This window comes from Companilactobacillus tucceti DSM 20183 (assembly GCF_001434665.1).
GTDB classification, from domain to species: Bacteria; Bacillota; Bacilli; order Lactobacillales; family Lactobacillaceae; genus Companilactobacillus; species Companilactobacillus tucceti.
This window is the reverse complement of record NZ_AZDG01000008.1, coordinates 80250-94390: the sequence shown is the minus strand read 5'-3', so window position 1 is coordinate 94390 and position 14141 is coordinate 80250. Positions and strand designations below refer to the sequence as shown.

Genomic DNA, 14141 nt, shown 5'->3' with positions numbered 1-14141 from the left:
GGAAAACCAACAGTTCTAACCTGCCGTTTTCCTACATTTTACGGGTGCCTTTTACACAATCAACTTATTGTCTTTATTCAATTGATTGTTCGTCAGCAAATTGATTAAGTAAAATGCTTAGGATAATAATATAATTATCTAACACCAGTCAAACATACTTAAAGACTTGATTTTGTAAATCCAACATTTAAGTATCCTTCTAGGATCATTCTAAGACATTTTAACGATGACCACACCAACTAAAGTATGAACTTGTGCTTAGAATTCACTTACGTAATTATTGCTTTGCTACCAATTAAATCTTACACATTGGTAATTTATATATCTAAGCTGTATTGATTTTAACAGACAAACCATAACCTTATAGCTGTTAAATGAACTCGACGTCTCAGGGTCCGTCTAAAACATAAGTCATAATTACTATTTAAATGCTGATATTAAATATTATTGTGCATCATCAGATACTAAAAAAACTTAAACAGTATTTGATTGATTATTGTCATTTTAATTCGATAATATAATCGATAGAATCCAAATATGTATGTATAATTACAGTTCAAAACCTCCACGAAAGTTGTTGTGAAGCCATTTGTAGCCATTTAATTAGTTACTTCAACGGTTGTGAGTAATTGTTGAAATATTTATATAATTACTCAAAAACCTTGATATGAGTGGTTTTTCAATAACTATAGTATTTATTAGACTTAATGATCCATTGAGTATCTTGTGTGTTCTTAATTGTGTACTTTCATTAAAACAAATATTTTAAAGACAGTGGTAAGTAAAAATTTGCTAGGGGACTTGCTTATTTTTACATTCATCAGTATCATAAATACTATTAGAACATACGTTTGGAGAATACTCCTATGGAAAAACAACATTATTTAAAATTAATCGAAGAAGAACTTTCCAGTTCACCTTGGTACGTTAAAGAATATTATCAAGCAAAATCAACTATCCCCCTGTCACCCGCTACATTGTATCAATACCTTACAGAATTTAGACGATTCTTTAACTGGTTGATCAGTGAGAACATCGTACCCGTAACCCAACCTGCTGATATTAATATTCAAGTATTAGCAAAATTAAAAAAAGAAACAGTTGAATTGTACAAGTCTGCCCTACTCAATCAAACAAAGCTGACGGGTGCGACAGGCAGTCGTACACATCCAACAATTAATCGTTCCTTAAATGCCCTCTCATCGTTATTTAAATATTTAACCGAAGATACTGAAGACGAGAATGGTGAAGCCTACTTTTACCGAAACGTTATGCATAAAATCTCCTTGGTTAGAACTAGTGAGACTTATGCGACAAGGGCTGCCAATTTAAAAACGAAATTGATGCTAGGTAATACTGATCATGATTATCTTGATTTTATTGATAATAAATATGAATCTAGTCTTTCCCCTGTTCAGAAACGTTACTTTTATCGTGATAAAAAGCGGGATCTAGCAATTAATGCGTTGTTATTGGGAAGCGGCCTTCGTGTATCCGAAGCCGCAAATGCTGATCTTCGTAACATAAACCTAAAGACTGGGACAATTGGAGTCGTTCGTAAAGGTGGTCAACGTGATACTGTCCCAATTGCACCATGGACTTTACCATATATCCAAAATTATATTAATGATCGTAAAGAAATATATCACGCTACTAATGCTGATCGTGCCCTTTTTCTGAGCGTTTATCGAGGGAAAGCATCACGTATGCAAGCTAATTCAATAGAAAAAATGGTTGCTAAATATTCATCCGTATTTAAAGTGCGCATAACACCTCATAAATTGCGACATACGTTAGCATCCAAGTTATATTTGGCCACAAAGAATGAACAATTAGTGGCCACTCAGTTAGGTCAAAATTCTACCAGTGCTACAGGTTTATATACTCATATTATTGATGAAGAGCAGCGTCAAGGATTGGATAAGATGTAGTTTAAAATGAGTTTTATGTATAAATAACGGCTAAAAAAAGCAGTTTGGTCTCTTTATTAACTAAAGAGATCAGACTGCTTTTTACATGTACTATGACACAACTAAATCAATAAAAAAAGATACTTGCTAAAAGCAAATATCTTAAAAATGTTTAATATGATAAATCAGCAGCTCTTAACCAAGCATTTGTTCCTACTCGATACATTTTTGAACCAGTAGTTAAGTTTGTTGAACGACGATCAGTGATCCAATCGGAACCTGAGGCTAAATATTGTCCTGTAGGATTTCCATAATCATCATATATTTGAGCATTAGTGTTAGTTCTTACGATTGTACCCGCTAAGAATGTTGCCCATGGTAAAACATCATCGGCTAAAACAAAACCATTAGTAGACACGTGGAAATAAATATTATTATTAATGATAGAAATTAAATCTGAAGCCCAATCAGTATGAGGTTGTAATGCAATGCTGTCATACTTGTTACCATTTCTATCATAAACGCTGACATAGTTGCCCTTAGTTGTTACACCACCACGAAGATCTAAGGTTGTGTAGTTATCCCTTGAAACGTAGTCCGGATTTGTACTTTCACGAGCTGAATCAGCTAGATCGTAATTGGAGACATTAGCAAAATCATTGTTATTAGTTAAATAGTAATTGTACATATCATTTGCATCATTTTTGTCATTAGCTGCCTGGTCATTACCGATCTCTTGTGAGAAGTAGATCATGCCATTTGCAACTGTAACACCAATTCCAATGTAGTTTACATATGGATTCAACATATTTTTACGATGACCATAATTTGGTTCAGGATCATATTTTTCTACATAAAATTCTGTAGTAATTTTTTGTGCAATTGTTGTAGGATCATTAGTTCCCATAATTGACAAAGGGGTTTGAGCAATATTTTCCTCTGCGCTTTGATTATATGGGTACATGTTTGCTGAATCCCAACCGGCGTGATCATCTACACCAGTATTAGTAAAGCTATCAGTTCTTGATTGTGCATATGTATTTAGTACATCTACTGAGGTCAAGGGATTTAGTCCATTTTGAGAACGCAAACGGTTTATTTCCGTTAGCATTGCTTCTTTAACAGCATTTACATCAATATCTGAAGCCTTAGATTGAGTTATAGCAGTTTGCTTATTATTTTGAGTAGACGCTGTGTTTGTATTACTGCTATTGTTAGCATTAGAATCTGTCGTATTAACTTGGCTATTACCGTTGTCGGTATTGTTGGTAGCCGTAGAAACCGCTGTATCTGAATTAGCTGTTGTATCAGCAAATGCAGTTGTACTAAATGATGTTGATAATAGTACTCCTGAAGCTAAAAGAACAGCTATTTTTTTTGTTTTTGAAAACATAATAAATCCCCTTTTCTTATAGGAAAATAAACGATATAAAAATAAATATCTATAAACTATATTTTAAAGTAAAAGGGCAAAATAAAAAAGCCTTATGGCTCTTTAAAAATAAATTCGTTAAGATTTTTCGAAATCTCTTATCCAAGCAATTGCTAATGCGTCTTTACCTAAATGTGCACCAATTACTGGTCCAAAATATGATCTATCTAAAGTTAATTCAGGATGACGTTCTTTTAAGTGTTTTGCCCAGATATCTCCAGATTCTTTATCGTCAGCATCAATAACTAATAATCTTAAAGGATATTGAGAATTTCCGATGGCTTTCTCTAGCTTTTCTTCAGCTTTTAGTTTAGCCTTTTTAATTGAACGTACTTTATCGTATGCGACAATTTTATGACTCTTATCGTCAAATTCTAGTAAAGGTTTAATGTTTAACATTGTTCCAATTACTGCAGAAGTGTTTGACAAACGTCCACCTTTAACTAAATTCTTAAGATCATTTACTACGAATGCTTCTCCCATTGAATCTCTGAGAGTATTAAGTCTTTCAATAATTTGATCAAGTGACTTGTTCTCTTGTGCCATTTTTGCGGCTTCTTGAACCATATACCCCATTAATCTAACTGTGATCCATGAATCGTATGGTATAACTTTAATATTTTTAATTGATGCAGCTGCACTTTTTAAATTATTAACAAATCCTGAGATTGTACTTGCTAAATGGATGGAAATTACGGTATCATAGCCTTCTTTGGCCAATTTATCGTAGATATTCATCATTTCACCGATTGAAGGTTGCGCTGTAGATGGCAATTCCTTTGATTTATTCAAGAGTTCATAGAACTCCGCTGTTGTGATATCAATATCTTCGCGATATGTCTTATTATCAAAAACTACCTCTATTGGAACAACAGTTATATGATATTTATCGACGATATCTCGCGGTAGGTATGATGTACTATCTGTAACGATGGCTATTTTCATAAAATTATCAATTCCTTGTTTTACTTACGTATAATGATTGTATGACCATTAGATTATATCATATTACTTTTGCTATTTTTTTGCCACTTGGTAAAAAGCAAAATTTGTTTTTTAATTATTTTTTATAAGAGAGGATTACTTTAAATATGTCATTTGACGGAATGTTTACGCATGCTATGGTAAACGAATTGAACCAAAATTTAACGGGTGGCAGAATTGCCAAGATACAACAACCCTTTGCAAATGAGTTGATTTTGACAATTAGAAGTAATAGAAAAAACCAACAATTACTACTGTCTGCTCATCCTAGTTATGCCAGAGTGCAAATAACTAAACAGCCTTTTGAAAATCCTGCAAAACCGGCCACTTTTGTTATGTCACTTAGAAAATATATCACTAGTGCTATTGTTCAAGGATTTCATCAGCTTAATAACGATCGTATCGTAATGATTGAATTAAGTGCAAAAAATGAATTAGGTGATATTCATGAATATACACTTATAATAGAAATTATGAGTCGTCACAGCAACATTTTCTTAATTAACAAGGAAACAGGTAAAATTATCGATTTAATTAAACGTGTTTCTCCGGAAAACAATAGCTTTCGTGGCCTACTACCTAACGATGATTATAAATTGCCTCCAAAGCAAGACAAAATGAATCCGTTTGAGGCTAGTCAAAAAGAATTTGATGGATTGGAGTCTGCAGGTGATATTCGTCAAAAATTTGAAGGTATCGGCATTGATACTTCAGATGAATTATTTGCTCGTTTAGATGAAGCCCATAATATTATTTTGAGTTATGACTCACCTACTCCTAATGCAGCACATCTGATTAAGAATGGAAAACTGGGTTTCTTCCCTATTCCGTTTAGTAAAACTACCAAAGATTCTAAAAATTATAGTAGTCTAAGTGAATTGCTGGATAATTATTATTTGGATCGTGCTAGGGTTGATCGTATTGAGCAGCAAACAAAGAGTATTACTCACAGATTGAGTATTATCCTTAAAAAGGATAAGTCTAAGGTTAAGAAGCTCAATAAACAACTTAAGCAAACTGAGATAATGGATAAATATAACCTTTACGGCGAATTATTGACGACTTATATGTCTAAGATTCAACGTGGTTCTAAATCTATTAAGTTGACTAACTACTACAATAATGAAGAAGTAGAAATCAAGTTGAACCCTGAGTATTCACCGTCAGATAATGCTCAAAGTTACTATAAGAAATATCGTAAATTACAAAATTCTATCCCTCATATTAAAGAGCAACTTGAAATAACAAATAATGAAATAAATTATTTGGAATCTGTTTTAGCATCATTGGAATATGTTGATATAGAGGATGTTGACGGTATTATTGAAGAGCTTATAGAATCTGGTTACATTAAGAAGAAGCGTAAAAATGGTCGTAAGAAGCGCAAAAAGACTGTCGGTGAAAAATTTGTTACTACTAACGGAATAGAAATGGTTGTCGGTAAAAACAATATCGAAAACGATAAATTAACAATGAAACTAGCCCAAAAGAATCATTACTGGCTTCATGTTAAAGATATTCCAGGATCACATGTTATTTTAAAAGATAGCGACCCTGATGAAGAATCTATTGTTGAAGCAGCTAAAATTGCGGCGTATTACTCAAAAGCAAGGGATTCAGATAAGGTACCGGTTGACTATGTTCAAGTTCGTAATATAAGAAAACCCAATGGTGCTAAGCCTGGATTTGTAATTTTTGAAGGTCAAAAAACAATTCTTGTTGATCCAGATAGAGATTTAGTAGCTAAATTAAAAGAATAAGAAAACGTCGAATTTACATTTGAAGTGTAAATTCGACGTTTTTTATATACTCTGAATTAGTTTATTAACTTCATCATAATCCATAAACCTAAATTTCTTCTCATTAACAGTAACTAGATAATCACTATCATAGTTTTTAAAAATTTCATCTAGATTTAATCCTTCATCAATCTTATTACCTAAGATTAATTTTACTAATGTATCAATAACATGAACTGAACTAGCTAATTCATGTCTAATTATATCTTCAGTCATACCCTCATAAACTTTAGTTACGACCCAGTGATCATTTCTCTTTACAATTTCTAAATTAAATATATTTATCTCTTTATATAGATCCAATTCATGCTTGATAATTGTCAAAATTTCATCTTTATTTTCAACACTCAAAAAGTTGTTAAAGTCACTTATTTCGTATGTTTGAGAATTTTTCTTTGTTCTGTAAATAATTGATGGTGCTAGGTAATTTTTACCATCAGTAACAACCATAACCTTTATAGTTGTATCGCCGGCAATATTTACATTTTTTAGTTCTCTAGCATTTATTTGAAAAATATTTTTATTATCACTGTCGCTTGTATCCAAGTTCCAAAATTTAGAAAAATCGATAATCTTAAAGATTTTGTTCTCTGGAATTAAATTCAATTCACTCATTTCACGATGAGGATCATCTATTTCTAAAACATTGTATCGAACTGACAAAGGAGCAGTCCAAGGTTCACGCCCTATTACGACTGGTTCTAATCCATTTTGTTCGATAGATTTAACAAGTTGTAATAAAACAAATTGGCGAACCATAATATCTCTTTTGGAAGTAATTATAGGAGATCTAACTATTATTTTATTTCTATCATTAAATTCTATATCATTCGATATTCCACTTGTAACAAAGTAGTTATGATTCATGAATCCAGGTCCAGATGCTCCAATCGAGCGTTTGCTCTTTACGACTGTTTTAGTAACAATATCATCCGAGTTCATCAATAATTTACTATTGCCGACACCCTTAATTCCATATTCAACAAGTCTTTCAATATTGTTTTCGTCAACTTCGTCATCTCGAATAACCGCACTATTATCCATTACATTTTGTAGTGCCACTAAATAAGGTACATTAATACTAGTTACTTCAGATAAAACAGGTATTTCGAACTTTCTTCTTAAAGCTTCTAATAATACATCAAGCATCCAATTAGTTGGATGAATAATTTTTTCAAAAAGTTCATCATCATTTAATTGACGCAATTTGTTATATCGCTCAAGATTATCATTTATTTTGTCATTCAAAGCACCTCTATTGAGGACCTCTTCAATACTGAATCCATTGACGACAATACTAGAATTTGAAGTTTTACTTGGACCCAAATACTTTTGTTTAGGATCAGTCCAAAGTGGGAATCTTGAGGTTATATGATCTACAAATGGTTCGGTTGCTCCATTAAAATTACTACCTGAATCTAGTTGGACCTTATCAAGGTGATATCCAAGACTCAATTCGACTACAACAGTTGCTAATGGATAACTAGTTGCATATTCTAAGAATTTAGTTTCCTCACTCAAGCGTGGGATAAATTCAGTAATATAGCATTCATTTGTTTTATGATTATATGCAAAGTGAACTGTACAAGCGCCAACTACATTGAAAGCTTGAGCCAACTTGATAGAATAGTTACGTAATTTTTGTAATTTAGAGTCATTCAAAGAAACCGCTGGGGATATTAAATTAGAGTCCAAATGGTGAATACCAATAGGTTCAATATCTTCGATAGTTCCGACTAAAGCCGCATTTTCATAACGATCGCGCATGACAGTAAATGAATATTCACTAAAACCACGAATGCTTCTTTCAATTTCAATTTTAGTATCTTCTAGTTCCTCTAGTGCCATAAAGTTATCTAATTCAAACAGATTATTAATATTTGTCCAACCACTAAAATGACGATTAGAATATTTTCGTCTAGCAATTATGGGAAAACCGATTTTTCTAATAAAGCTATAGATTTCTGTTTCATCATCGGAAGAAACAAAATTAATAACTGGCAAATCATTTTGACTCAATCGTTTAATGAATAGTTCACGTTTAAATGTCGCTAATGAGGCCAAATAATTGGTTCCTAGAATTCTTATATTACTTATTTTCCCGTTTAAACTTGCTACGATTCCAAGAGCATTTTTATCGCCAATGGTTGGTAAAATTGCATCTGGATGATAGTCATTTAAATATTTTAAAATATTATCTCCAGTTACTTTTTCTACGATAATTCGATCCAAAAATTCTCCTGATGATAGTAACGACGTTGGGTCTTCAACAATAATGGATGTTTTGTATCCTAACTTATGAAGTATTTCTACCGTATCGTAAAGAGCCGTTGATAAATCTACATTTTTATCACTTGACGTTGGGCCAATAATTAAAATGTTGTGTACATCACTTATTGCCACCGATCAACACCTCCATACTGGTTCTTAGTTGAACCAATTAAATCAATAAATTCATCAAAAACATAATAACCATCGGTTGGGCCAGGAGCTGCCTCAGGTTCAAATAAGACACACATAATTGGCAAATATTCATGACGCATACCTTCGATACTACCGTCAGCAACACAGATATTAGTTACGATAAAATCAGAAGCGCTAATATATTTAGGATCAATTGTATATGAATGGTTATGATTAACAAAATCAATTTTCCCACTGGCCACTTCTTTTACAGCTAAGGATGATTCGTGATGAGGTTGGTCTAATGGTTCGATTTTACAGTCGTTTGCTAATGCAATTAATAAATTACCTAATCCAATTCCTAGAATAGGATATTTTTTTTGCAGTACCTTAATATTTTCAATTGTATTTGGAAGGTCAGTTGGATCACCGGGTCCATTTGAATAAATGATTCCGTCCGGATGTAAACTTTCAATTTCCTCAGGTGAAGCATTATAATTCACAATAACCGAATTACAGTCCCTATATGAAAGTTGTCGTAAGATTGAGTATTTCAATCCCAAATCAACTACTACCATTTTTAATCCCATATTTGGATTGGGATAAGATTGTTTGGTAGATACACGCTTTACAAGATCAGGTGGCAATACTAAGGCCTTGATCTGATCAATTGCATGCTCATCATGAGTATCCATAATACTAGCTTTCATTTCGCCGTGTTCAGATATATGTTTTGACAAAGCTCTTACATCAACATTTTTAATTCCAGGGATTCCAAGTGTTTCAATCCAATCACCAAAAGGAATTGATCCATCAACGGTTGCTGAACTAGATGAACCTATAACTACACCCTTACATTGTGAATTAATTGATTCATAGAAGTCTCTATTTATTCCAGATAATCCTATTGCAGGAACGGTAAATGCTATAATTTGACCTTCAGAATCAGGATCAGTTACTGATTGCTCAATACCAGTTCTATTGTTTGAAACAACTAACTGTCCAGTAGTAATTATTGAAGATCCAAATCCAACACCAGGAAATACTGTTCCATCTTCCAAAATTAGATATCGTTTCATATTGAAAGGAACTCCTTCAAATTATTCGATTTCGATCTTATCCTCGCCGTCAATTTCTTTCATTGAAACGCGAATTTTTTCTTTTTGAGATGTTGGTATGTTTTTACCAACAAAATCGGCTCTAATTGGTAATTCTCTATGTCCACGGTCAACTAAAACTGCTAAAGAGATCTTTTTAGGGCGTCCAAATTTCATTAAAGCATCCATAGCGGCACGAATTGTTCTACCTGTATATAAAACATCGTCTGTTAAAATAATATGTTTTTTATCAATATCAATATCCAATGGTGGAATATTAATATTTTCTATTTCTTCATGTGTCATATCATCTCGATAAGGAGTTATATCTAGTTCTGCGACTGGGATACTGATATTTTCCAATTGTTTTAAGCGTGATTCTATTCTATGTGCTACAAAAACTCCACGAGTTTTAATACCAACTAAAACTAAATCGTCAATTCCTTTATTTCGCTCTATTATTTCATAAGTTATTCTAGTCAATGCACGAGTCATTGTTTGTCCGTCAATTATTTCTTTAGCCATAAAGCTTCTCCTTATAAAAAAGATCACCCACTATTGTGAGTGATCTTTATAATTTTTCTCACATAAACTTATTTTCAGATTATAGCACTAAGCTACGACTGTCAACTGCGCAGTTTATTCAAAGTTTCTTGAAAAATTTCTGGCGGGTCGATTGAAAATTCTAGCCATTTATGAGTTCTTGGGTGTTCAAACCCTAATTTTTGGGCATGTAGAAACTGTCCATTTCCCTGTAAAGTATTCTTAGGTCCATAAAGAGGATCACCTGCAACTGGATGTCCAATATATTTCATGTGAACTCTTATTTGATGAGTTCTTCCAGTTTCTAATTTTAATCTTAATAAAGAATATTCGTCAAACTGTTCTAAAACAGTAAAATGAGTAACAGCTGAACGTCCATCGTCAACGACTGCTTGTTTTTTACGATCCTTTTTAGAACGTCCAATTGGAGCATTGATTTTACCATTCGTCTCCTTGAAGTTACCATGAACAATTGCTAGATATTCTCTTAAATTGGTTTTATCTTTCAATTGCTTCATTAAAGATTGTTTTGCCAAATCATTTTTTGCAACCATCAATAAACCAGAAGTGTCTTTATCGATCCTATGAACAATACCTGGACGTAAGATATCGTTATCATTGATTTTACTATGATATAAAATTGCATTGACTAGCGTATGGTCAGGATGTCCGGCAGCCGGGTGGACTACCATTCCTTGTGGTTTATTAACTACTAATACATCACTATCTTCATATATAACATCAAGTGGAATATCTTGCGGAACTGCCTCAATGGGCTTTTCATCAGGAATAGTTATATCAATTACATCGCCGGAAGTTAATTTAGCACCGGTTTTTTCAACAATATTACTATTTACTAAGATGTTTCCTTCTTTAATATATTTTTGAATTTGTGATCTTGTCTGATCATTTAAATTTTCGCTAACAAAATTGTCCAAACGAGATTTTGTTGGTTCGTTAAAAGTTAATTGTACTTTAGTGCTTATATTGATCACCTGCTGACGTAAAAATTAAAGAGATAATTATTAAAATGACTCCTACGGTTATATAAGTATCGGCCAAATTAAAAATTGGGAAGTTAATAAAATCAAAACTAAACATATCAATTACATAATGCTGAGTAAATCGATCGATTGCATTACCTATCGCTCCCGCTAAAAGAAAAATCAAAGAAAATCGATAAGTGTAACTATTTTTGGGAGCTTTGATAAATAAGTAACTCAAAATAATAATAGCAATAATCGTTACAATATAGAAGAAAATCATTTTTCCTTCCAACATACTCCAAGCTGCACCTGTATTTGTAATATGTGTTAAAGATAAGATTCCAGGTATAACTTCTTGAAAGTGTAAAGTGGCGATATTATTTACCACATATAACTTAAGAGTCTGGTCACCTACCACTAGTAAAATTAAAACAATAGCATAAATTGCCGGCATTAGAATAATCCGCTAATTGTTCCATCATTATCAATATTCATATTCAATGCTGCGGGTTTCTTTGGTAAACCAGGCATTGTCAAAATACTTCCGGTCAAAACTACGATGAATCCTGCACCAAGCTTTGGAACAATTTCCTTTACATGTAGAGTGAAATCTCTGGGACTTCCTAGTAGCTTAGGATCGTCACTTAATGAGTATTGTGTTTTAGCGATACAAATAGGCATTTCGTCCCAAACATTTTCTTTTAATACTTTTAGCTGATTCTCAGCTTTCTTGCTATATTCAACATTATTTGCACCGTAAATTTCTGATGCAACTGTAGCAATTTTTTCAACGGTTGGTTGAGCATCATCATATAATCTAGTGTAATTTGATTCTTTATCAGTAGCACGTACGACCATACGAGCTAAATCCTTACCACCATCACTACCTTTATGATGAATATCAGCTATTTCTACGTCTACTCCAATACCTTCACAAAGAGTTCTCAATAATTTAAGCTCATTATCGGTATCCGTTTCAAATTTGTTTATAGCAACAACAACTGGAATATGATAGTAACGCATATTTTGAACATGACGTTTTAAGTTCTTAAAGCCGACTGTCAAAGCGTTTAAATCTTCTTCTTTTAATTCAGCAAGTTTTTGTCCACCATTATATTTAAGAGCTCTAACAGTTGCTACAATAACAATTGCATCAGGAGTATGACCTAATTTAGGCGTTACTATATCTAAGAATTTCTCACCACCAAGATCAGCACCAAATCCAGCTTCTGTGACTGCATAATCTCCTAATTTCATAGCTAACTTTGTTGCTAAGATACTATTGCATCCATGAGCAATGTTAGCAAAAGGACCACCATGAACAATGGCTGGAGTATTTTCCAAAGTTTGTACTAAGTTTGGTTTCAAGGCATCCTTAAGCAATACTGTTATTGCGCCTTCAACACCCAAATCCCTAACAAAAATAGGCTTTTTATCATAGGTGTAAGCAATTAAAATTTTAGAGATACGTTCTTTAAGATCATCTAAGTCTTGTGATAAACAAAGAATTGCCATCAATTCACTGGCAACAGTGATCTCAAAATGTTCTTCACGTGGAATAGAGCTTGTTGGCCCACCTATTCCTATTACGGAATTTCTTAGAGCTCTATCATTTATATCTAGAACTCTCTTCCAAACGATTCTTCTTGGATCAATGTTTAATTTGTTGCCTTGATGTAAATGGTTGTCGATCAAGGCTGCTAAAGTATTAGTTGCACTTGTTAATGCATGCATATCACCAGTAAAATGCAGATTAATATCTTCCATTGGAACTACTTGAGCATATCCTCCACCAGTAGCTCCACCCTTCATACCCATAACAGGGCCTAAAGAAGGCTCACGTAAAGCCAAAACCGTTTTTTCACCAATAGCCTGCATAGAATCAGCAAGACCAATCGCTACTGTGGATTTACCTTCACCGGCAGGAGTAGGATTAATAGATGTAACTAAAATTAATTTACCATTCTCCTGTTTCATTGCTTTTCTAATTCCATTACTAGAAATTTTAGCTTTATAGTGACCATAAGGTTCAATATCTTCAGTATCTAAACCTAATAATCCAGATATTCTTTCGATATTTTTCATATTATCGTGTTCATTTATTTGAGCTATTTCAATATCACTTGGAAATGACATTTGTTCCACCCGCTTTTCTTTTAATTGATGATAAAATCTTCTTTGTTGAAACAACCTTCATTGGAAAGTAATCATGATTTTTAAAACTAATCATAACTAAGTAATCGTTTATATATTTTAAGCAAACATCGTCACGATCAAAAATTCTTGCCTTGTAGTAGTTAGGTTCTTTGACAATGATCTGATCTTTGGATACTTTAATCCAAGAATTAGATATTACATAAAAAATATAAATGATTCCTACAAACCAAATAATGAAGGGCACAATACTTAATTCAAAAATCTCTAATTGCATAATTATCCCAAAAAAGATGATACTTAATGCTAAAGACCATATAATAATGCCCCATGATCCTGTGGGTTGTACGTAATACTTCTTCATAATTTCTCCTGAAAGGCTTTTGATAATATGATTAAATTGTACACCGACGCTGGTTTAAATACTAATTTAAATATTGCCGCCATTGCATACGTAATAAAAAATAATGACGAAACGACAACACTTGTCCAACAGACAAAAGCAGTCGATAATCATTACTTGGAATTCTTAGCTTTAGACAAAGCTTTAGATAAAATTATTGAAATGAAAATGTTAGATATTCTCTTTATTCATTCCGATAGTAAGATTTTAACCGATAGTATAGGAAAAAAATACTCTAAAAGTTATCAAGACATATTAGACCAAATATTAAAGAAACTTCAGTACTTCCCTAGCTATTTTGTAAAACATATTGCTGACAAGGACAATAGACAGGCGCATGCTTTAGTTCATCAGGAATTACTTAAGATTAGACGTTTATAACAATTGTTTTCATTATATAATTCTTAAATTATATGGTATGATAAAAACG

12 protein-coding genes are annotated in these 14141 nt (G+C 32.7%); 3 read left to right on the top strand and 9 right to left on the bottom strand.

Annotation, left to right across the window (positions count from 1 at the left end):
- The first annotated feature begins 866 nt into the window (after positions 1 to 866).
- Positions 867 to 1931 (top strand): tyrosine recombinase XerS, encoded by a 1065-nt coding sequence (gene xerS / locus FC72_RS05060; RefSeq protein ID WP_057765427.1) that lies wholly within the window; start codon positions 867 to 869, stop codon positions 1929 to 1931.
- A gap of 151 nt (positions 1932 to 2082) precedes the next feature.
- Here the strand turns inward: xerS and FC72_RS05055 are convergent, their stop codons facing one another.
- Together FC72_RS05055 and FC72_RS05050 are read right to left on the bottom strand one after the other, a co-directional pair.
- Entirely contained in the window at positions 2083 to 3303 is a 1221-nt protein-coding gene (locus tag FC72_RS05055) for a CAP domain-containing protein (protein ID WP_057765425.1), read from the bottom strand.
- 117 nt (positions 3304 to 3420) lie between these two features.
- Complete coding sequence (locus FC72_RS05050) at positions 3421 to 4287, bottom strand: DegV family protein (protein WP_057765423.1); 867 nt, start codon at positions 4285 to 4287, stop codon at positions 3421 to 3423.
- 146 nt (positions 4288 to 4433) lie between these two features.
- On the opposite strand from FC72_RS05050, the gene FC72_RS05045 reads away from it, so the two are divergent.
- The gene (locus tag FC72_RS05045; protein ID WP_057765421.1) at positions 4434 to 6086 is read left to right on the top strand and encodes an Rqc2 family fibronectin-binding protein; all 1653 of its coding nucleotides are present in this window, start codon (positions 4434 to 4436) and stop codon (positions 6084 to 6086) included.
- A 42-nt stretch (positions 6087 to 6128) separates the two neighbouring features.
- Here FC72_RS05045 and FC72_RS05040 read toward each other — a convergent pair whose 3' ends face one another.
- The 7 genes from FC72_RS05040 to FC72_RS05010 all read right to left on the bottom strand — a co-directional run bounded on the left by FC72_RS05040 (position 6129) and on the right by FC72_RS05010 (position 13672).
- Positions 6129 to 8528, bottom strand: coding sequence for an ATP-binding protein (locus FC72_RS05040; protein ID WP_057765419.1), 2400 nt, complete (start codon positions 8526 to 8528; stop codon positions 6129 to 6131).
- The gene (locus tag FC72_RS05035) at positions 8519 to 9607 is read right to left on the bottom strand and encodes a carbamoyl phosphate synthase small subunit (protein ID WP_057765417.1); all 1089 of its coding nucleotides are present in this window, start codon (positions 9605 to 9607) and stop codon (positions 8519 to 8521) included. The genes FC72_RS05040 and FC72_RS05035 overlap by 10 nt, the downstream gene beginning before the upstream one ends.
- A gap of 21 nt (positions 9608 to 9628) precedes the next feature.
- A complete protein-coding gene (gene pyrR / locus FC72_RS05030) occupies positions 9629 to 10150 on the bottom strand; it encodes a bifunctional pyr operon transcriptional regulator/uracil phosphoribosyltransferase PyrR (RefSeq protein WP_057765415.1) in 522 nt (173 codons plus the stop codon).
- Positions 10151 to 10251: 101 nt separating this feature from the next.
- Positions 10252 to 11154, bottom strand: a complete 903-nt coding sequence (locus FC72_RS05025) for an RluA family pseudouridine synthase (protein ID WP_057765434.1) — start codon at positions 11152 to 11154, stop codon at positions 10252 to 10254.
- Positions 11144 to 11608 (bottom strand): signal peptidase II, encoded by a 465-nt coding sequence (lspA, locus tag FC72_RS05020; protein ID WP_057765413.1) that lies wholly within the window; start codon positions 11606 to 11608, stop codon positions 11144 to 11146. Before lspA ends, FC72_RS05025 begins: the two co-directional genes overlap by 11 nt.
- Entirely contained in the window at positions 11608 to 13290 is a 1683-nt protein-coding gene (locus FC72_RS05015; RefSeq protein ID WP_057765411.1) for a formate--tetrahydrofolate ligase, read from the bottom strand. Before FC72_RS05015 ends, lspA begins: the two co-directional genes overlap by 1 nt.
- The gene (locus tag FC72_RS05010) at positions 13274 to 13672 is read right to left on the bottom strand and encodes an EbsA family protein (RefSeq protein ID WP_235805150.1); all 399 of its coding nucleotides are present in this window, start codon (positions 13670 to 13672) and stop codon (positions 13274 to 13276) included. Before FC72_RS05010 ends, FC72_RS05015 begins: the two co-directional genes overlap by 17 nt.
- Before the next feature lie 27 nt (positions 13673 to 13699).
- Here FC72_RS05010 and FC72_RS05005 point away from each other — a divergent pair, with 27 nt between their 5' ends.
- Positions 13700 to 14092, top strand: coding sequence for a reverse transcriptase-like protein (locus FC72_RS05005; RefSeq protein ID WP_057765406.1), 393 nt, complete (start codon positions 13700 to 13702; stop codon positions 14090 to 14092).
- The last annotated feature ends 49 nt before the right edge of the window (positions 14093 to 14141 follow it).